Here is a 19,817-nt window from a genome sequence, read left to right on the forward strand (position 1 = left end):
CCCCCCCCGGCCCTTGGCCCGGCAACACCCCACATTGGGCGGGTGCAGCCACCCCACCCCCCCCCTAACACCGTATATCTGGGGGGGGGGCCGTAGTTTCCCGCCCCACCGGGAAAAGGGATCAGCCCGGGAAGTTCATGACATCGAGGCCGCGCGCGGCGAACCACGGCATCGGGTCGATCTTGCCGACACCCGGCTGATGCACCTCGTAGTGCAGGTGCGGCCCGGTGGACTGGCCACGGCTGCCGACGGTGGCGATCACATCGCCTGCCTTCACCGGCTGGCCGACATGGGCCAGGATGTCCTGCATATGGCCGTACACGCCGACGGTGCCGTCGTCCTGCTGCACGCGCACCCACAGGCCGAAACCGGTCGCCGGGCCGGCCTCGATCACCACACCGTCGGTGACCGAACGAATCGGCACACCCTGCTGGCCCGCGAAGTCGATACCGAAGTGGTTGGCACCCCAGCGCGGCCCGAAACCGGAGCTCACGACCGCATCGACCGGACGCACAGTGGTGGGCCGGGGCGGCGGCGGAGGCGGGAAGGGGAACGCGACGGGCTGGTTGTCTGCGGCGGGCTTGTTCGGGTCCCAGGCCGCGGGATCGTGGGACTGGGCCTGCTGCTCGGCGGCGGGCGCATCGGTGGCGGCCTGCGCGGGCGCGGTGGCGGCCACGTTCTTGATCTTTTCGTTATCGGAATCGGCCCCTGCGGCGAGGAGGCCGAAACCGGCACAGAGCGCAGTCGTGGTGGCGACAACCTGCGTCGTTACGCGACGACGGCCGATCGACGGCACCGTGAGCTTGCGGAGAGGTAACGGAAGGGTCACGGGCATGAGCTACAAGCTAGGGGACTTGCAGGCCGAGTCAGCAAGCATGTGGTTACCATCACCCTGGGTGCATAAGCCCAGGTCGCTTATAACCGTACGGTAACGAAACCCGAAATTTCCCGCGTCGAGCTGCACAAATGAGACATCCGCCGGGGGTTTGACCCAGGGGTTGCGCGATGGAGACACTGTATGAGTGGTCGCTAACAGAGTTGCGCCGCTGATCGCCCTCGCCGACCCCACCCGGCGGGCGATATTCGAAGCGTTGCCCTCGGGGCCGCGCTCGGTGGGGGAGCTGGCCAAACAGGTGGGGATCAGCAGTTCGGCCGTATCGCAGCATCTGCGCGTACTGCGCGAAGCGCGCCTGGTGATGGTGCGCCCGATCGGCAACCGCCGGCTCTATTCCCTCGACCCGCGCGGCCTCGGGGACGCCCGCGACTACCTGGAACAGTTCTGGCCGAGCGCCCTCGCCGCCTATGCCGCCGCAGTGAGCGAGGCCCGCAACCGCGTATGAGACCGGGCGGCCCGGGGCCGTACCTGGTCAGCCCACCCGGCGGTACGCGGCGCCCGTGACCCCGGCCTCGGAGCGGCGTTTGCTCAGCTGCCGGTCCAGTGCCGCGATCACCTCGGTGGCGCCGATCTGCAGCAGGCCGGGATCGGGTGTCGTGCCCTCGCGGTCACCGGTACGGCCCGCCCACAGCACTTCGTGCCGGTTGAGCAGATGCCCGGGCGGTCCGCTCTGTGCGGGGGAGGAGGGCCCGAACAGTTGCACCGTGCGGGTCCCGAACGCGGTCGCGAGATGGGCGACACCGGTATCGCCGCACAGCAGCACCGAGGCTTCGGCCACAGTGGCCGACAGTTCGATCAGATTCTGGTTACCGGCCAGCACCCGCTGCCCGGCCAGCCCGGCCCGGGCAGCGATACCGTGGGCGCGCTCGCGATCACCTTCGTCGCCGGTGAGGACCACCTCGTGGCCCAGTACCAGCAGATGCCGGATCACCGCGGCGAAGCGATCGGCCGGCCACTGCCGCGCGGTGGCGCCCGCACCGATATGCACGACCACACTGTCGCGGTGGCTGGTGGTGGCCACCGGCGGTACCAGCCCGAGATTGCGCCGGTCGGCGCCGATCCCGTCGAATTCCAGCAGATGGCACCAGCGGTCGATCGGATGCCGATCGTCGTGCCAGTCCGGGCCCGGAATTTCCGGGAACGCCGGATTGCGGTAGGTGAGGATACGTTCGGCGCCGGTCTTGGCGAGTTCCACGATCGGCGTGGCCTCGGCGCCGTGCAGATTGATGGCGAGCTTGGGGGGCGGTCCGTCCCAGCGCAACCCCTGCGGGTCGGCGATCGGCACCATCTCGTCCACCAGTGCGATCAGTTCGACCATCGGGCGCAGGCGATGCGGGGTGGCGAGAACGAGGTGATCGTTTCGCCGGGCCCGCCGTAGGGCACGCAACGCCGGAACAGCGGTGAGCAGCTCACCGAGACCGCGTGCCTGAAGCACGAGAACTACCGACACCCGACTCTCCTAGCCACCTGTTGCCCATTCCGCCCCCTCCCCGCACCATCCCGAGGGCTGGACCACGACGAGAGCATTCCCTTGGTTGACTACCCGTGGGCTCGGTGGGCAAACGTTGGCCGATCGCGGCCTGGGTCACATGTCGTGGCTCACAGAATATGTGGTGATCTGCCGTGGTCGGCCGCTCTCGGTTCAGTTCCGGCCCGCGGTGATGTAGTCGTACATCGGGTCGACCAGTTCGAGCAATTGCGCGACTTCGGTATCGGTGAACCTGTTGCGGCGGCTGATGATGATCAGTACGAGATCGTTGATGGCTCGGGCGATGCTGTCGAACTCGCCGCCGGCAAGTATTCCGCCCGCTGCGGTGTGCGGGTCGCCGGGAGCCGGAATCGATTGCCGCAGTTCGGCGCCGGCCTGCGCAGCCCGGGTGCGGAGGACACCCGCGGATCCGCGCGGGCTGGTCACCCGGGCGGCGTGATCGTAGAACTGGACGGCGGCCTGGATCAGGCCTTCGGGTCGCGGGTGCACAAGCGACCCGGGTGCGGGCCCGGCCGGGCTCGTATCCGCTTCCGCCGCGGTGAGGGACTGCGCCTTGACGGTCAGGTACTGGGCCACCAAGAGATCTCGTAACGGGCCGAATTCGGCCGTGCGCAGCAGGTCCACGGCAGCATGCCGGTAGTTCTCGACAGCGGTGGCCACCGCCCCGGGATCCGGGGCACGCCCGGTACGGTGCACGAATCCGCTCAGGCGTAGCAGCGCTCGGATATTACCCTCGTGCCGCCGGCGCTCGCCGGTGGTGGCCGTGAAGCACGCCAGCAGCTCCCGGGTCAGTGACTGCACGCCGTCGCCGAACAGTGCGGCGAACTGCTCGCCGTGCTCGGGAGTACGGCGGTAGGCCATATCGATCCGGCACAGCGCGGCAATGATGTCGGCCAGTTCACCGGCCTGCAGGCGATCCTGGGGTTCGTGCGCGCGGTCCGATCCCGGCGCGCAGAGCGCGGGGAGTTCCCGGGCGACGGTGTATATGGAATGCATCTCGCGCCGCGGGTCCTCCTCGGCGAGAGCCCGGGCGTGATCGATATGGAACCGGGCCAGCAGGCGGTGCAGATCCCAGCCGAGTGCCTCGGCGAATTCGAGCTCGCTTTCCCTGATCGACCGGATGCGGCTGAGGCCGGTGGGTTCATAGTCGAGGTTCCTCGACAGTACCGCCTCGGCCGCGGCCGCCGCCCGCGCGCAGCGGATACCCATCATGCAGTCGAGGCGGGAGCCGGGGTCGGCGAGTTCCAGTCCGCGGCGCGCCCAGTCGCGAGCGTTCGCGACCCGGGTGTGGTCGCCCCGGCGGCGTTCGCGCAGTCCACGTTCGGCGAGTTCGGCGGCCCAGTAGAGCATATCGGCGTGGTCGGCCGCGGCGGCGGCGCGGTCGAACTGTTCCGCCAGTTGATCCAGGTCGTAGTGGCGGCCGGCGAGTCTCGCTTCCAGTCGCCGGGTATCCACGCCCGGCGGCGGCGTGGATGTCCGGCCTGCCGCCAGCCGCAGTATCTGGTCGGGAACCGGCCGGTCGGCCGCGGTCATGGTGTCGGCCACCGCCGCGGCCAGGGCCTCGACGGTTTTGAAGTGTTTCCACATCGTGGCTTTCGGGATCGGCCCCTCGGTGCCGTCGCGCCGGAGGTAGCCGCGGGCCCGGGCGCAGATATCGGCGGTCGTGAGATGGGCGAGCGCGTCGTCGGTATCGGCCTCGGCGAGCCGGTCTGTCATCAGTTGCTCGGCCGCTGCCACGATCATCGCCTTCGTCCGTTCTTCGAGCGCCCGGCCGCTGCGCTGCTGATAGCTCGGTTCCGGCACGCGATGTATTGCAGTAGACGACATGCCGGAAAGTCTATTGCGGTGCACAGCGCTGTGAACGCGTCTATCCCGGCTAGGGTCGTCACGGCATACCGATATCGAGAGCTCGATCGAGACGACGAAGGGCGTACGCAGTGGAGGCGACAACCGCTGGAAAACTGAAACAACTACGGGAGAATCTGGCGGTCGCGCGCGAACCGGCCGGCCCGGCGGGTGTCGCCAAACGGGCTGCCAAAGGTATTCGCAGCCCCCGCGAGCGTATCGATATGCTCCTCGACAAGGGTAGTTTCGTCGAGATCGGCGCACTGGTTCGCCAGCCCGGCGATCCCGGCAGCCTCTACGGCGACGGTGTCGTCACCGGGCGCGGCACGGTCGACGACCGCCCCGTCGTGGTCATCGCCCATGATCAGACGGTGTTCGGCGGTTCCGTCGGCGAGATGTTCGGCCGCAAGGTGGCCGCGGCGATGGATCTCGCCGCCGAGATCGGCTGCCCGTTCGTGGCGATCAACGATTCCGGGGGCGCCCGGGTGCAGGACGCCGTCACGTCGCTGGCCTGGTATGCGGCCATGAGCCGGCGGCAGCTGGGGCTGTCCGGGGTGGTGCCGCAGGTCTCGGTGATGCTCGGTAAATGCGCGGCCGGTGCCGTCTACTCGCCGATCAACACCGATGTGCTGGTCGCGACCGAAGCCGCGTATATGTTCGTCACCGGCCCCGACATCATCCGGGAGACCACCGGTGAAGAGATCACCCTCGAAGAGCTCGGCAGTGCCCACAACCAGGCCCAGAACGGCAATATCCACCATGTGGCCGTGGACGAGGAAGCGGCGTTCGCGTGGGTGCGCAACTATCTGAGCTTCATGCCGTCCAATTGCTTCGACCGGCCGCCGCTGATCAACCCCGGCCTCGAACCCGAACTCACCGACTCCGATCGCACACTCGATTCCCTCATCCCGGATTCCGATCGCGCGGGTTACGACATGTACGACGTCCTGCTGCGGATCTTCGACGACGGCGAATTCCACGAGGTCGGCGATGCGACGGCGCGCAATATGATCACCGGTTTCGCCCGGGTCGACGGTCGCAGTGTCGGTGTGGTGGCCAACCAGCCGCTGGTGTCCAGCGGTGCGATCGACGCCCGCGCTTCGGACAAGGCGGCGCATTTCATCCGGTTGTGCAATGCGTTCGACCTCCCGCTCGTCTTCGTCGTCGATACCCCGGGCGTGCTGCCCGGCGTCGAGGAGGAGAAGATCGGTGTGATCAAACGCGGTGGCCGGTTCTTCTACGCGGTGGTCGAGGCCACCGTCCCGATCGTCACCGTGGTGGTGCGCAAGGCCTACGGCGGCGGCTACGCGGTGATGGGCTGTAAACAACTCGGCGGCGATATCAATCTCGCCTGGCCGACCGCGCGGATCGCCGTCATGGGTGCCGAGGCCGCCGTGGGGCTCACCCAGCGCCGGCAGCTCGCTGCCGTATCCGACGAGGAGCGCCCGGCGCTGCGGCAGCAGATGGTCGACTTCTACAACACGACCGTGGCGACGCCGTGGACCGCGGCCGAACGCGGATATATCGACGCGGTGATCGAACCCTCGCAGACCCGGCTGGAGATCCGCCGGGCGTTGCGCCTGCTCCGCGATAAATCCGTCCGGCACGGGCCGCGCAAACATCACCTCATGCCGCTGTAGCGAACGTATCGTGGCGCCGGTGCCGCTCGGTGGGGGACACGGTCCTCCCCGGCACCCTCTGCCTGCTAGAGTGAATTCTAGTTTTTCGATCGGAGGTGGGCCGTGCCACGGATAGCGGAGCCCCGTGAACCCGGGCAACCGTCCACCACCGGGCAGCAGGAACGTCGGCGCGCCATCCTGCGCGCGGCAGCCCGGCTCGGTGCGGAATCGGGTCTGGAACGGGTTCAGATGTCGGAGATCGCGACGGCCGCCGGGGTTGCGCTCGGCACACTGTACCGCTACTACCCGTCGAAACATCATCTGTATTGGGGGGTACTGGCGACCGCCGTCGAGAATCTGCCGGCGCCTCCGCGAGCTCCCGGTGACCCGGTGGGCGCTGTGGCGGATTTCCTGGAGAGTGCGGTGGTCGAGCTGCTCCGGCGTCCCCGGCTCGGCCGCGCCATGCTGGTGTCGGCCAATGCCGTGCGATCGGCCGAGACGGGCGCGGACAACGTGACGATGCGGGATCGCATCATCGCCGTCGCCGGTATCACCGACCCGGGTGCCGGAGATCTCCAGCTCGCGCGGCTGGCGGAGCAAACCGCGTACGGCATCATGACCTGGGCCACCGCCGGGCTACTGGAGGCAGGGGAGGCCGCGGCCGATATGCGCCGGGCATGCAATCTGCTGCTGGCCCCGTGGGCCGGACGGGAATAGGGCCCGCCGGGTTACGGTGCCGGCTGCGCGTCCGGCTCGGGCTCGGCCGGTGGTCCGGCCGGTTTGCGCCGTCGTTCCCAGGCGCGGGCCAGCAGAATCGTCAGCCCAACATACGCCCAGCCCGCCAGCACATCGACCACATAGTGCTCGCCCCCGTAGACCAGCGTGAACGCCATTGCCAAGGGGAACAGCGCCAGCGGGATCTTCCACCACCAGTTCCGGGCCAGCGGCCACAGCGCGACCGTCACCAGCAGGGCGAAGGCGGAATGCAACGACGGCAGGGCCGCCACCGGATTCCCCTGCGCCGCAAGCCAGTCCCCACTGACATCCACCGATACCAGATGGAACCCGAACCCGGTTCCCCGGTAGACCTCGGCACCGAGCACGCCCTCGCGGGCGGCATACCACGGGGGAGCGGCGGGCAGCAGCACATAGGTCAGCAGCCCGAGATAGGACAGCAGCACGATCCGGCGCATGTACTTCGACCAGCGTTCTCGCGCCTGCACGTAGAAGATCGCCGCGATCAGCCAGGGAAGTACGAAATGGCTGGTGTAGATCATCCCCGTGAACAGGGTCCACCACGGTTGCGCACCCTCGTGGATCAGGTGGTCCTGTAACCACACGGTCGGAATCGTGCCGCCGAACAACCAGCTCTCCGCCGTCACCAATTCCTCGACCCGCACCGGCATTCCGAGGGTGTTGGCGATACCGCGGGTGTGGTCGTAGACCACCAGCGCGGCGATGAGCGGAACCCAATCGATCAGCGTGCGCACATGCTCACGCCACGGGCGATCCGGATTGAACGCGGCGATCCCGACGATGATCCAGACGGCCTGATATATCCGGTCGGTCGGCAGTCCGAACACGACGGTGACAACCGCCAATGCCAGCAGATAGGCCGACCACACACTGCTGCGTAGCAGCCAACGCGGCCGCTGCCCGGTCGGCGCCTCGATTGCGGGGGCACCCATCTCACCAGTTTTCCATCAGCCGGCCGTCGGGTGAACGGGCGGCCACCGGGAAATGACATCCACCGCCCAGTCGAGGCTGTTCCCGCCGCCGCGCGCATTAGGCTCGGGCGGTATGAGCCTGGGCGAAGTGGCCGCGGATCTGTACGGGCGAACGCCCGCGGAGTTCGTGGCCGCGCGCAACGAACAGGTGCGGGCCGCCAAGGCGGCAGGGGACAAGGAACTTGCCGCCGATATCGCGGCCCTGCGTAAACCCACGGTGGCGGCGTGGACGGTGAACATGCTGGTGCACGCGGCTCCCGACGAGGTCGAAGCCCTGCTGCGGCTGGGTGCGGATCTGCGTACCGCGCAGCGGGAACTGTCCGGGAAACAACTGCGGTCGCTCACCGCGCAGCGACGGCAGGTGGTCGACGCGCTCGCCGCCCGGGCCGGCACGGTCGCCGCCGAGCACGGACAACAGGTGACCGATGCGGTGCTCCGCCAGGTCGGCGAGACGCTGACCGCTGCCCTCGCCGACCCCGAGATTGCCGAACGGGTCCGTACGGCGACGCTGGCGTCGGCGGCGAACTATGCGGGTTTCGGCCCCGTGGGGCCGGACCTCACCGTGGTGCGGGAGGACGAAGACACCGCCGAGGCGCACGACGAACCCCAAGGGCGTAAAACATCGGCGAAACGCGCGGGCGGGAAGCGTTCCGATGACGACGAGGCGCGACGCCGGCAACGCCGAGCAGAGGAGTTACGGGCCGCCGAGCAGCAGGCGCAACGCGCGCTGGAAGCCGCCGAACACGACGCCCGGCAGGCCGCCGAGGACCTCCGGCGCAGCGAAGAGCGGCTCGCGGAACTCCGCGCCGATCTCGCCGCCGCCGAAGAACAGCAGCGTTTCGCCCGGCAGGCCGAACGCGCCGCCCGCCATGAGGTTCGCAGCGCGACCACCGAACTGGAACGGGCGCGGCGGCGGTTGGAGTGAGCGCTACCGGTCTCCGGTCTACGCGTGATCGGCCAGTGACGCGTGCCCGGCCCGGCGCGCACAGTGCGCACAGCAGAAGATCTGTTCCGCCGCCTCGACCCCGTGGCCGAGTACCCGGCAGCTGCAATGCGCGCAGACCGGGGCGAGTTCGCTCGCGGCGCATTCGAAACTGTCGAAAGTCCACGACTGTCCGTCGCGGCTGACAGTGAATGTCTTGTCGTAGTCGTTGCCGCAGGTAACACAGATGGCCATCGTCCACACCTCCCAGGCGTTATCGGCCGGTGCCGGACCGTGCCACCGGCCTGGTGTCATCCGGGGCCGTACCCGGCCCGCTGCCGGGCAAACACGCCCCTGTACGGGCATGCCGGGGCTGCCTCGTCGACTCGGCCGTGGTTGATCACCCCGCGCGGGTGATGCGACAACGCCGGGCGGTTGGGGACGGTGGTGTCATGCAACGTCGGGAAACAGCGGGTCCGGCCGCGTCGGCGAGCAGTGGCCCGCCCGCTGCCGGATCGATATCCGCAGCGCCCGGGACCAGGGCGGCCGCCAACTCCCACGCAGCGTCAGGGTTCAGTGCTCGCGCGGGGACTGGTGAACCCACGGCCGATGCCCGGCGCAGGCGGGCCATGCCGCTCGGAGACCGGATTCGCGACGCCGGCCTCGGCGGCGCCGAGGACTCAGCCGACCCCATTCGTGTCGCGCGGCCGGCCGGTTCGAGGTCACCGGGGGTGTGATGACCCCGGCCCGGACCGATTCATCACCCTGCCCGGCGGGCTCGGGAGTGGGTTGCCTATGAAGTCCGTATTCCGGCGGCTGCGCGGATTCCTGCCGCGCGAGCGGATCCAGCGTGCCGATGTGTTCGCGGGCCTCTCCGGTGCGGTGGCCAGTGTGCCGGACGGGATGGCGGCGGGGGCGCTGGCCGGGGTGAGTCCCGTGCACGGGCTGTACGCGAGTATGGCGGGCCGCGTCTTCGGCGGTTCCACGACCAGCACCCGGTTGATGGTGGTCACTGCGACCAGCGCGTCGGCGCTGGCCGCGGGTTCGGCGTTGGCCGAGGTCGCGCCCGAACAGCGGTCCGCCGCACTCATCCTGCTGACCTTGTTCGCGGGTTGTGTGATGATCGCGGCCGCGGTGCTGCGGCTGGGCCGCTACACCCGGTTCGTTTCACATTCGGTGATGACCGGCTTTCTGGCCGGGATCGCGGCGAATATCGTTTTCGGTCAGCTGGCGCAGCTGACCGGGGTGTCGGCGGGGTCGTCGATCGCCCTGTTGAAGGCCGTGCACGTGCTGACCCACCCGGGGGAGATCGATATCCCCTCCCTCGTGGTCGGGTTGTTCGCGCTCGGGCTGCTGCTCGTCTTGGCCCGGACCCGGTGGCGCTTGGTCGCGCCACTCGCCGCGCTCGTCTTTCCCACCGTGCTGATGGCCGCCCTGGGCTGGGATTCGGTGACCCGGGTATCGGACGTGGGCGCGATTCCGAGCGGGTTTCCGCTTCCGCGTATCCCGGATCTGGCCGCGCTCACCCCGTCACTGCTCGGTGGCGCCGCGGCGGTCGCCGTGATCGTGCTGGTACAGGGCGCCGGGGTGGCCCAGGCGGTCCCGAACCGGGACGGGTCGCCGTCCGACCCGAACCGCGATTTCGCGGCCCAGGGTGTCGGCAATATCGCGGCCGCATTGTTCCGCGGTATGCCGGTCGGGGGGTCGCTGGGGCAGACGGCGCTGAACACCACCGCCGGCGCCCACACCCGCTGGGGCGCCATCCTGTCCGGTGCCTGGCTGCTGGGGATTCTGGTTGCCTTTGCCCCGCTCGTCGGCAAGGTGCCGATGCCGACACTGGCGGCGATCTTGATCGTGGCGGCAGCCGGTGCGCTGGAACCTGGTGGGCTGTCGGCGATCTGGAGCAGCGGTTCGACCTCCCGGATAGCGCTCGCCGCGACCTTCCTGGCCACGCTGCTGCTTCCGGTGAGCGCGGCGGTGGGTATCGGGGTGGCACTGTCGCTGATCCTGCAGCTGAACCGGGAGGCACTCGATCTGCGGGTCGTGCGGCTGCGGGTCGACAACGGCCATCTCGTCGAGGTGCCCGCACCCGTCCGCCTCGCCGATCACGAGATCGTCATCCTCGATGTGTACGGCAGTCTTTTCTATGCCGGCGCCCGCACCCTGCAGGCCAATCTGCCCGACCCCACCGGGACGCATGGGCCGGTGGTCATCCTGCGGCTGCGCGGCCGAACGTCGGCCGGCGCGACCTTCCTCGCCGTGGTCGGTGACTATGTGCGCCGGCTCGAAAATGCCGGTGGTGCCCTCTATCTCAGCGGAGTGGACCCGCGGATCCGGGAGCGCTGGACCGACAATCTGCTGGACCGTCAAGGTGTCCGGGTCGAATTCTTCCCCGCGACCCCGACCATCGGTGAGTCGACCCTGGCCGCATACGCCCAGGCGAGGATCCGGGTGCACGAACCGGGTACGTGACCGGATCCGTGCGCCGGCCACCGTGGCAGCGGTGGACGTCCTGCTCTTCGTCGCCGCGCCGGACCTTCCGGTGCCGTAGGCCTATCAGGGGCGCCGGGCGGTCGCGCTGGTTTCACCCTTCGTGGATGAGGTTCTTCCCCGGACCGCTGGGCACTATCGACTGATAGTCGAGCAGGCGGGCGGTCGGTCCCGACGCCGCTCGTGCGCCGCGCGAACCGGATCGAGGTCACGCCCATGTCACTACTGGTCCCGGCAAGCCAACGCCGGACGCTCGACGAGCTCACCGATCGGCTCGACCTGGGCATCGGCGAAACGACCACGAAGCGTTCCGCTTTCTGGATCATGCTGACCCTGTCCGGCATCATCGCCGCGTCCGGGGTGGTCGGCGATTCGACCGCGACCGTGATCGGCGCGATGATCGTCGCCCCGCTGTCGGTGCCGATCCTCGGCGTGGGTCTCGGCATCGCCACCGGCCGCGGAGAACTCGTCGCCCGCAGTCTGCTGCTCGTGCTGGCCGGGATCGTCCTGGTCGTTTTCGTGGGTTTCCTGTTCGCGCAGGTATTGCCGAACCCGACGAATGTGCTGTCGAACTCGCAGGTGATCGGCCGTACGTCACCGAAACTGATGGATCTCACCGCGGCGCTGGCCACCGGGCTCGTGGGCGTGGTGGCGATCATCCGGCGCGATGTCGGTGATGTCCTGCCCGGGGTGGCGATCGCGATCTCGCTCGTCCCGCCGCTGGCGGTGGTGGGCGTATGCCTGGGGTCGAGTGCGCCGGGGCTGGCGTTGGGCGCCTTCGTCCTGTTCGCCTCGAATATGGTCGCCATGGTCATCACCGCCACCGTCGTACTGGTGATCACCGGGTATCCGGCCGAAGCCGGGGCGGGCGCCCGGCGGCGCGGGCGTGCGTATGCGGTACTGGCGGCCGGGCTGATCGTGGTGGCTGTCCCGATGGTGGTGAATTCGCTGTCCTCGCTGTGGGCCGACCAGATCGCCGACGCGACCCGCGACTGGCTGGCGGATGTGCCCGGTGCGCAGGTCACCGATGTGAACCTGCAATCGGATACGGCGACGATCCAGGTGCTGTCACCGGGCGAACTACCCCCCACCGACCGCCTCGAACGGTCGGTGCACGATCTGGTGCCCTGGCATCCCGATGTCGTGCTCGTGCACACGGTCGGGAGCCGGATCGCGAATTGAGGGCCGGCGACTTCATCCGCCCCGGGTGACGCGGCCACCGTCGCGGATACGGCATATCTGTTCCCGGGGAATCGGATGAGGAGGACTCATGACGCATACGACAGGATCGTCGCGCAACCCGGTCTCACAGGGTGTGGCCGCCGTGACCTCCCTCGGGGTCGCGGTGCTGCTGCTCACGGTGGGGGTGCTGTCCATTTTCGCCGGCGGTTCCGCCGTCGCCGCCGACGACCTTTTCGTCGAAGGACCGGATTACCTGTACCAGCTGGACACCACGACCTGGGGCTGGGTGCATATCGTGGTGGGCGCGCTCATCGTGATCGCGGCCGTCGGTCTGCTGGCCGGGGCGGTGTGGGCGCGGGTCACCGCGGTATTCCTGGCGGCCCTGTCGATCGTCGGGAACTTCCTGTGGCTCCCGTACTACCCGTGGTGGTCGATTCTGGTGATAGCCCTCGACATCGTGGTGATCTGGGCAGTGACCACCTGGACGCCGGACCGGCGATGAGCCGGGGCCGCGCGGCCCGGGTACGCGAGATCCGGCGCCCGTCCGGGCGACCTCATCCGCGGCGGGTGATGCGCCTGCGGTGGCCTACGCGCCACCATGACGGCATGACCTACACATCGGATCTCGGCCCGGTCGAATTGGTCGTTCTCTCCTTCCCCGGCGCACGGATCGACCGGTCGGTGACCTCCGCGCTGGCCGAGGTGGTGGACCGCGGCTATGTCACGGTCCTCGACCTCATCTATCTGGCGATGGACGAAAAAGGCAACCTGGGTCAGGTGGAAGTCGACGAATCGCTCACCGATATCGGGCTCGACGGGCTCACCGTGGATTCCCGCGGCCTGGTCAGCGACGAGGACCTCGACGTCGTGCGGGCCGCGATGGAACCCGGAACGTCCGCGGTCGTCATCGCCTACGAGGAGACCTGGGCCCGCAAGCTGGCCGGCACGGTACGCGGTGCCGGTGGCGAGGTCGCGCTGCACGTGCAGATACCCCGCGATGCCGTGACGGCGGCATTGTCGGCGGCCACTCGATAAGGAGAATCCCATGGTGTTCCGTGCAGGACGTATCGGCCGGCCGGGGCTGCTCGGCACGGTGGCCCGCACCGCGGTGGTGGCGGGCACCGCCCGCGCGACAGCGAACGCGGTCGACCGGCACGCGCAGCGGCGGGCGGCGGAGAGCCAGGCCTACGCCGCGCAACAGGCGCCGCCGCCCCCTCCGCAGCAGTACGGTCAACCGTATTCCTACGCCCAGCCCGCTCCGGCGCCCGCGGCCGCGGAATCGGAGGACCTGGTCGACAAGCTGCACAGACTCGGTGAACTCCACGCCTCGGGTGTGCTCTCCGACGACGAATTCGCCGCTGCGAAACGGCAATTGCTCGGCTGACAGCTGTGCCCCGGTGCAAGTGAGGAGGCTGCCATGGCCGGAACGTTGACCGTCTGGAAGTTCCCGACCGAGACCGGAGCCGACACCGCTGTCGCCACGCTGCAGGATCTGCGCCGCCGCCGGCTCATCACACTGCACGATGCCGCCGTCGTGAGCTGGCCACCGGAGGCCGGTAAACCGAAAACACGGCAGCTGCGCAGCCTCGCCGGGCCCGGCGCACTGGGTGGCGTGTTCTGGGGGCTGCTGTTCGGGATCGCGTTCTTCGTCCCGTTGATCGGGGCCGCTATCGGCGCCGGGGTGGGCGCGGTGGCCGGTGCGCTGGCCGATGTCGGTATCGACGACAAGTTCATCAAGGAAGTGGCCACCCGGATCACGCCGGGCACTTCGGCGTTGTTCGTCCTGAGCTCGGATGCCGTGATGGACCGCGTCCGGGACGAATTCCACGGGCAGAGCCCGGAACTGGTATCCACCAACCTGTCGCATGAGCAGGAGCAGAATTTGCGCCGGGCGTTCGCCGAGTGAATCGGGTGCCGCGCCCTCAGCGCTCCGGTACCGACCGCCGATGCGGATCGGTCAGCGTCATACTGATGCCGATGAGGAGCCCGACGGTGACGACACTGATCGCACCGATCAGCGGGCCGAGTACTTCCAGCGCCTCGGCACCCTTCGGTTCCGCGGAGTGGGGTGCGGCATGGGCGTGCATCGCGGACATACCGGTGTAGTGCATGGTCGCCACACCCGCCGCCATCACCAGCGCCGCCCCCACCGTGGAGACCGCACCCCAGGAGCGCAGGCTGAACCACAGGGTGGTGGTGGCGGAGCCCATGGCGATCAGCAGCGAGAGGGCGATACGAAGTGGGTCGTATTCGATCTGCGCGTCGGTTTGCATCGCCGCCATACCGGTGTAGTGCATGGCACCGATGCCCAGGCCGGTGATCACCCCGCCGGTGAGCAGGGTGGCGAGTCCCGAACCGGGGGTGCTCACCAGGTAGAGGCCGACGCCGACGACCCCGACCGCGAGGGCCGCGCTGAGTACGGTGAGCGGGACATCGAAGCGGATCTGGGCGCCGTCGATCGAAAAGCCGAGCATCGCAACGAAATGCATGACCCAGATACCGGTCCCTCCGATGGCGATCGAGGCCATGGTCAGCCAGCCGAGCCGGCGCCGCCCCCGCCGGGCCTGTTTGGTGCACTGGAGTCCGATGGCGCAGCCGGTGGCCGAGAGAAAATACGCCAGTGCCGGCGTGAGCCAGCCCAGCGCGAAGTGTTCCAGGTGAAGCATGTCCATCCAATTTTCCGCCGGAAAACCCGGTCCTGTTGTGTGGGATAGACAGTACGACAGGGAGTTCGGGGAAGTGTGCTGATTGTTTGCCGATTTGCGGTGTTATCCGTCACACCTACCGTGTGCGCATTGTGATTACGCAATATTGCATTCTCTGAAGGGGGTTGCCGGAATTCGGATTGCGAATGAATTAGTTCGCCGGTGCGATGAAAAGCCACTAGTCGTAGGATGTTTCATGCCCGATGTGTGTGTGGCTGTTCGTGCCGGGAGGTGCGGGTCTGCGGCGATCGAGAACGGGAAGCTGCCGGCATGGTCCGAGATGGGTGATAACCACTGTGTAGCCGGGGTTTCGAATCGTGCCTCGGAGCTCTGTGATGTCGCGGCTCGCCGTGGTGGCCCGTCGATGGGTATCGGCGGATATCGCCGAACGGTTACATGTACACCGGCGGGCCCGGGTGATAGTCATTGGGTATGACCAACTCGGGTGAGTTCGAATTCGAGGACATCTACCGCACCGGCGGGCCGTTCGGGCCGGGCGCCGCGCCGCCGTGGAGTATCGGGGAACCGCAACCCGCGCTCGCCGCGCTCATCGAACAGGGGCGGTTCCACGGCGAGATCCTCGATGCCGGATGCGGTGAGGGCGCGCTCTCGCTGGACCTCGCCGCCCGCGGCTACACCACCGTGGGGCTGGACCTCGCGCCGACCGCGATCGAATCCGCCCGCGCCGAAGCCCGCCGCCGCGGACTGGGCAACGCCACGTTCGAGGTCGCGGATATCACCTCGTTCACCGGCTACGACGGCCGGTTCGGCACCGTCGCCGACAGCACCCTGTTCCATTCGATCCCGGTCGAGGCGCGGGACGGCTACCTGCGCTCGATCGCCCGGGCTGCCGCGCCGGGTGCGTCCTACTTCGCGCTGGTCTTCGACCGCGCCGCGTTCCCCGAGGCCTCGGGGCCGGGGCCGGCGCCGGTCTCCGCCGACGAGCTGCGAACGGCGGTGGCGAAGTACTGGGTGGTCGACGAGATCGAACCGGCGCGGATCCACGGCAAGATCCCGGCCGCGGCGCTGGAGGCGCCGACGGGCAACCCGATCTTCCGGCCGGAGGTCATGCGTGACGAACCGCAGGGCCGCAAATCGGTCCCCGCCTGGCTGCTCTCGGCGCACCTGGGTTGATTCGGTTCATACAGGGCTCGGGTGTGCCTTCGGAATTCGGAATTGTCCGTTATTTCCGTAATTATCCGAGTAATTCGCTCGCGCAGGATAATTCGATGTAATACATCGGTGTAATTCCATGGATCGAATTCCGATCACGCTCGAATTTGATTTCTATTAACCTTGCTTTCGTATCACGTTTGCAAAACGGATCGGGTACGTTCTAATTACGGCACTACCAATGTGAGCGGCGCACAGAGCGTCATCGGTTGGATGATTGATTGGAGAAGGAAATGGGTTCTGTCGACCTGGGAAACCTCGGGACTCTGCTGGGTGCGTTCGGGAGCATCTTCAGTGGATTCGGCGATCTGACGAGCTTCTCCGCCGAGTGACAAGTGGCTCGTGTACGCAGGTAGACCTGCAGGAACAGCCCGCCGGAACAGAAATCCGGCGGGCTGTTCTTTATCTGTCGAAGAAGCTTGGGTAATCGCCGGCGTCAATACTATTGGGGCCGCCGGATATTCAGCCGGCAGTGGTACCGGCTACCCTGGTGGAGATGTCCGGAACCGACGATATTGCTCGAAGCGGCACCCCACTGTGTGACGAACCCGCCGACTCGGCGAGCAGATGCGGACTCGGGTCCGGCGACCTGTGTATCCCGTATCGCCGCGCCCACGACGGCACCTGGGGTTATCTCTGGGGCGACTGCTGGCGCGGGCCGGGACAATCCGGTGACTACCTCGGTTCCCCGCTGATCCTGGTCGGGGACGACTTCGACCCGTCCGGTGCCCGTCCCATCGAATTCGGCCGCCCCCTGCCGGGAGATCGACCGGCGGGGCAGTTGTTCGGTTACCGGCACCACGCGGACAACGGTTTCGGTGTCACGGAGGTCTCGCGTATCCCGAACGACGCCATCGAATTCGGTGGCCGCACCTTCGTCCAGTACACCTCCGTGCACACCTGGGTCCCGCCGGACTCCGCTACCGACGGCTCCGCGTTCTCGGGGATCGCCTACTCCGACGACTACGGTGTCACCTGGCAGGACTTCCCGCACCACTGGCACGGCGCCGCGCTCGGGATCAACGGGAATCCCTACGGCATGTGGACATTTGCCGGTATCGATCCCGACGGCTACCTGTACATCTTCGCCAAACCCTGGAACGGCAGCCACCACTTCCGCCACGACCGCGGCCGTATCCAGCTCTTCCGCTACGACCCCGCCGACTTCTTCCACGGCGATTTCGCCGCCCAGCAGAACTGGGCCCACGTCGGCGGAGAATGGGGCTGGTATCCCGCCGCCCGGCAGGCTCCGACCCCGATCTTCGGCCCCGGTAACAACCTGGGCGAATTCTCCGTCAAACGTATCGGCCCGGTCTATGTGATGTCGTACTTCGACTGCACCGACCTGAGCGTGCGTACCCGTACCGCGCCGCGCCCGGACGCGCTGTGGTCCGCCGCGAAAACACAGGTGGTGCACGACGCCACGGCCGCGCCAGCGCATGCGGGCCGCCCGCAACTGCCGAACCTCTACGGTGGTTATCTGCACCCCGGGTCACCCTCGCCCGGCAATCTGACCTCGGTGATCAGCCGGTGGACCGGTACCGCCGGATCCGGCCCGTACACCGCCACACAGTGGACGGGCCTCTCGGCCTGAACGGCGGATTCAGCGGGCGGCTGCCAGTAGGTCGGCCGCTTTCTCGCCGATCACCACCGCGGGTGCGTGCGTATGGCCGCGGATGATCGCCGGCATCACCGAAGCGTCGGCCACCCGTAGCCCCTCGACGCCGCGCACCCTCAGGTCGGGCGTCACCACGCTGCCGGAATCGCTACCCATCCGGCACGTGCCCACCGGGTGGTACAGGGTGTGGGAATGCCAGGTCAGCGCCTCTTCGAGGGTTTCGTCCAGGGTTTCCCGCTCCCGTTTGGGCTGCAGGAACGGGCCGAGTTCGGGCCCGAGCGGTGTGGTGCGGGCGATCCGGTGCGCGATTCGCAGGCCCTCGAGCATCGCGGCACGATCGGCGCCCTCGCTGTCGGACAGGTACTTCGGGTCCACGAGTACCTTGGCAGCGGGGTCGGCCCCGGTGAGGGTGACCGTTCCGCGGCTGCGCGGGCGCAGCAAGATCGGTCCGAGCGCGACGGCATGGCCCGGGGCCACACCGATCCCCTCGTCGAAGAAGGGCGCGGGGCCGAAAATCAATTCGAGGTCGGGCAATTCGAGGTCGGGCCGGCTGCGCACAAAGCCATAGGCCTCGCCGACATTCGAGGTGAGCAATCCCCGCCGCCGCAGCAGATAATCGAGGAGCTGGCGCGGTTTCTCCGCATCGAAGAGAGTTCCGGAATCGACACCGAAACCGATGAGCGAAACCAGGTGATCGCTCATATTGCGGCCGATATCCGGAATATGGTGCAGTACCGGAATATTGTGCGCCCGCAACTGCTGTTCGTCGCCGATACCGGAGAGCATCAGCAATTGCGGAGTATTGATCGCACCACCGCAGAGCACGACTTCTTTCCGGGCCCGAACGGTGAAAACCCGATTGTCTTTCCGATATTCGACGCCGACGGCGCGGGTGCCCTCGAAGAGGACCCGGTTCGCGTGCGCCTCGGTGATCACGGTCAGATTCGGCCGGCGCCGCGCCGGTTTCAGATACGCGTCGGCGGTACTCCACCGCGCCCCGCGTTTCTGGTTGACCATTGTCTGGGAGAAGCCCTCAGGCTGTGCCGTATTGGCCCGCTCGTTCTTGAAACCGGCGAGCTCGGCAGCCGCCAGGAATTTCCCGGTCCACGGGTTCGTGGTGCGCTGGCGTGAGACCGCCAGCGGCCCGGTCCGGCCCTCGTCGGATTCGGACGCACCCTCCACGGCTTCGATCTTCTTGAAATACTCGACGATATGGGCGAACGACCAGGCATCACCGGCCGCGGCCGCCCACTCGTCGTAGTCGGCGGCGAAACCGCGCACCCACATCATGGCGTTCATCGACGATGAGCCGCCGAGCAGCTTCCCGCGCGGATACAGGATCTGGCGCTTGCCCAGTTCGGGTTGCGGGGTGGTCAGGTACCCCCAATCGCATTCGCCCCCGAACAGTTTGGAGAACGCGGCCGGGATATGGGCGAACCGGTTGGTGTCCTCCGGGCCGGCCTCGAGCGCGACGACCTGGTTGCCCGGATTCTCGCTCAGCCGGGCCGCGAGCACCGCCCCGGCCGAACCGGTGCCGACAACGATGTAATCGGCGGTGGACGGCAGCGCCGTATCTGCTTTCATCGGTGTGCTCCAGTCGTGGGTCAGCCGCGCAGGGCGGAGGCGAAAATGGCGGGCAGCCGCGACCAGCGCGGTTCGGCGGCGAAGGCGGTGAGCAGGCGACCGGTCCGCGCGGCGGTCCGGTTGGTGACGAACCACGGCGGTTTCGGGGTCAGCGCCCACTCCCGGCTCAGCAGCGAACGCGGCGCGGGCCGGAACGGGCCCCGGACGACGGTGCGTTCGATCCGGTCGATCAGCCAGGCGTTGTGCACGACACCGATACCGCTCTGGACATCGTCGAGGGTATGGCCGGGGAAGGCGCCCCAGCTCGCGGTCGGGGTCAGGTAACCGACCGCCGTCCACGCGTTCACCGCGACGGTGCCGTAGCGCAGCTGTTCGATCAGCGCGTCGAACTCGGTGCCCAGTGCCGTGATGGTGTCCGGATGCGCCACGATATTCACACCGAGCGTTCCGGTGAACCGTTCGTTGGCGGCATCCGCCGCGGGGGCGGCGGCGGGGGGGCACGCGGCGGGCGGGAGACCCACCCCCACCACAACGCGGCCGGGATATGGGCGAACCGGTTGGTGTCCTC

At 68.0% G+C, this 19,817-nt stretch carries 19 protein-coding genes and 1 pseudogene; 12 read left to right on the forward strand and 8 right to left on the reverse strand.

What is annotated here, in order from left to right; genetic code table 11:
* Nucleotides 1–121 precede the first annotated feature (121 nt).
* A complete protein-coding gene (locus QH196_RS13695; protein ID WP_280416162.1) occupies nucleotides 122–835 on the reverse strand; it encodes a M23 family metallopeptidase in 714 nt (237 codons plus the stop codon).
* A 187-nt stretch (nucleotides 836–1,022) separates the two neighbouring features.
* Here QH196_RS13695 and QH196_RS13700 point away from each other — a divergent pair, with 187 nt between their 5' ends.
* Complete coding sequence (locus QH196_RS13700; RefSeq protein WP_280416163.1) at nucleotides 1,023–1,340, forward strand: ArsR/SmtB family transcription factor; 318 nt, start codon at nucleotides 1,023–1,025, stop codon at nucleotides 1,338–1,340.
* A gap of 27 nt (nucleotides 1,341–1,367) precedes the next feature.
* Here the strand turns inward: QH196_RS13700 and QH196_RS13705 are convergent, their stop codons facing one another.
* Both QH196_RS13705 and QH196_RS13710 read right to left on the reverse strand, forming a co-directional pair.
* Nucleotides 1,368–2,345, reverse strand: coding sequence for a glycosyltransferase family 9 protein (locus QH196_RS13705; protein WP_280416164.1), 978 nt, complete (start codon nucleotides 2,343–2,345; stop codon nucleotides 1,368–1,370).
* A gap of 192 nt (nucleotides 2,346–2,537) precedes the next feature.
* A complete protein-coding gene (locus QH196_RS13710; protein WP_280416165.1) occupies nucleotides 2,538–4,211 on the reverse strand; it encodes a hypothetical protein in 1,674 nt (557 codons plus the stop codon).
* A 110-nt stretch (nucleotides 4,212–4,321) separates the two neighbouring features.
* On the opposite strand from QH196_RS13710, the gene QH196_RS13715 reads away from it, so the two are divergent.
* Nucleotides 4,322–5,869, forward strand: coding sequence for an acyl-CoA carboxylase subunit beta (locus QH196_RS13715; RefSeq protein ID WP_280416166.1), 1,548 nt, complete (start codon nucleotides 4,322–4,324; stop codon nucleotides 5,867–5,869).
* Between the two features lie 102 nt (nucleotides 5,870–5,971).
* Complete coding sequence (locus QH196_RS13720; protein WP_280416167.1) at nucleotides 5,972–6,565, forward strand: TetR family transcriptional regulator; 594 nt, start codon at nucleotides 5,972–5,974, stop codon at nucleotides 6,563–6,565.
* A gap of 11 nt (nucleotides 6,566–6,576) precedes the next feature.
* On the opposite strand, the gene QH196_RS13725 is transcribed toward QH196_RS13720, so the two are convergent.
* Nucleotides 6,577–7,536: a phosphatase PAP2 family protein gene (locus tag QH196_RS13725; protein WP_280416168.1), complete on the reverse strand. Its 960-nt coding sequence runs from the start codon at nucleotides 7,534–7,536 to the stop codon at nucleotides 6,577–6,579.
* 112 nt (nucleotides 7,537–7,648) lie between these two features.
* On the opposite strand from QH196_RS13725, the gene QH196_RS13730 reads away from it, so the two are divergent.
* The gene (locus QH196_RS13730; protein ID WP_280416169.1) at nucleotides 7,649–8,500 is read left to right on the forward strand and encodes a hypothetical protein; all 852 of its coding nucleotides are present in this window, start codon (nucleotides 7,649–7,651) and stop codon (nucleotides 8,498–8,500) included.
* An 18-nt stretch (nucleotides 8,501–8,518) separates the two neighbouring features.
* Here the strand turns inward: QH196_RS13730 and QH196_RS13735 are convergent, their stop codons facing one another.
* Entirely contained in the window at nucleotides 8,519–8,752 is a 234-nt protein-coding gene (locus tag QH196_RS13735; RefSeq protein WP_280416170.1) for a hypothetical protein, read from the reverse strand.
* A 540-nt stretch (nucleotides 8,753–9,292) separates the two neighbouring features.
* On the opposite strand from QH196_RS13735, the gene QH196_RS13740 reads away from it, so the two are divergent.
* The 6 genes from QH196_RS13740 (at nucleotide 9,293) to QH196_RS13765 (ending at nucleotide 14,075) form a co-directional block, all read left to right on the forward strand.
* Nucleotides 9,293–10,969 carry a SulP family inorganic anion transporter gene (locus tag QH196_RS13740; protein WP_280416171.1) on the forward strand — a complete coding sequence of 559 codons (1,677 nt, stop codon included), beginning with the start codon at nucleotides 9,293–9,295 and terminating at the stop codon, nucleotides 10,967–10,969.
* Between the two features lie 234 nt (nucleotides 10,970–11,203).
* The gene (locus QH196_RS13745) at nucleotides 11,204–12,169 is read left to right on the forward strand and encodes a DUF389 domain-containing protein (RefSeq protein WP_280416172.1); all 966 of its coding nucleotides are present in this window, start codon (nucleotides 11,204–11,206) and stop codon (nucleotides 12,167–12,169) included.
* A gap of 88 nt (nucleotides 12,170–12,257) precedes the next feature.
* Nucleotides 12,258–12,671 carry a DUF7144 family membrane protein gene (locus QH196_RS13750; protein ID WP_280416173.1) on the forward strand — a complete coding sequence of 138 codons (414 nt, stop codon included), beginning with the start codon at nucleotides 12,258–12,260 and terminating at the stop codon, nucleotides 12,669–12,671.
* Nucleotides 12,672–12,775: 104 nt separating this feature from the next.
* Nucleotides 12,776–13,204, forward strand: a complete 429-nt coding sequence (locus QH196_RS13755) for a DUF6325 family protein (protein WP_280416174.1) — start codon at nucleotides 12,776–12,778, stop codon at nucleotides 13,202–13,204.
* Nucleotides 13,205–13,214: 10 nt separating this feature from the next.
* Nucleotides 13,215–13,553 carry an SHOCT domain-containing protein gene (locus QH196_RS13760; RefSeq protein WP_280416175.1) on the forward strand — a complete coding sequence of 113 codons (339 nt, stop codon included), beginning with the start codon at nucleotides 13,215–13,217 and terminating at the stop codon, nucleotides 13,551–13,553.
* A gap of 33 nt (nucleotides 13,554–13,586) precedes the next feature.
* Nucleotides 13,587–14,075: a DUF1269 domain-containing protein gene (locus QH196_RS13765; protein WP_280416176.1), complete on the forward strand. Its 489-nt coding sequence runs from the start codon at nucleotides 13,587–13,589 to the stop codon at nucleotides 14,073–14,075.
* A gap of 16 nt (nucleotides 14,076–14,091) precedes the next feature.
* On the opposite strand, the gene QH196_RS13770 is transcribed toward QH196_RS13765, so the two are convergent.
* Nucleotides 14,092–14,841, reverse strand: a complete 750-nt coding sequence (locus tag QH196_RS13770; RefSeq protein WP_280416177.1) for an MHYT domain-containing protein — start codon at nucleotides 14,839–14,841, stop codon at nucleotides 14,092–14,094.
* A 465-nt stretch (nucleotides 14,842–15,306) separates the two neighbouring features.
* Between QH196_RS13770 and QH196_RS13775 the strand changes: the two genes are divergently transcribed.
* Together QH196_RS13775 and QH196_RS13780 are read left to right on the forward strand one after the other, a co-directional pair.
* Nucleotides 15,307–16,008 carry a class I SAM-dependent methyltransferase gene (locus QH196_RS13775; protein WP_280416178.1) on the forward strand — a complete coding sequence of 234 codons (702 nt, stop codon included), beginning with the start codon at nucleotides 15,307–15,309 and terminating at the stop codon, nucleotides 16,006–16,008.
* A 535-nt stretch (nucleotides 16,009–16,543) separates the two neighbouring features.
* Nucleotides 16,544–17,641 carry a DUF4185 domain-containing protein gene (locus QH196_RS13780; protein WP_280416179.1) on the forward strand — a complete coding sequence of 366 codons (1,098 nt, stop codon included), beginning with the start codon at nucleotides 16,544–16,546 and terminating at the stop codon, nucleotides 17,639–17,641.
* Nucleotides 17,642–17,650: 9 nt separating this feature from the next.
* Here the strand turns inward: QH196_RS13780 and QH196_RS13785 are convergent, their stop codons facing one another.
* Entirely contained in the window at nucleotides 17,651–19,249 is a 1,599-nt protein-coding gene (locus QH196_RS13785) for a GMC family oxidoreductase (protein ID WP_280416180.1), read from the reverse strand.
* 20 nt (nucleotides 19,250–19,269) lie between these two features.
* Nucleotides 19,270–19,817 (reverse strand): annotated as a pseudogene (locus QH196_RS13790) (aldehyde dehydrogenase family protein); the annotation flags it as partial.

It is taken from the genome of Nocardia carnea (assembly GCF_029868325.1).
Lineage (GTDB): Bacteria > Actinomycetota > Actinomycetes > Mycobacteriales > Mycobacteriaceae > Nocardia > Nocardia carnea_C.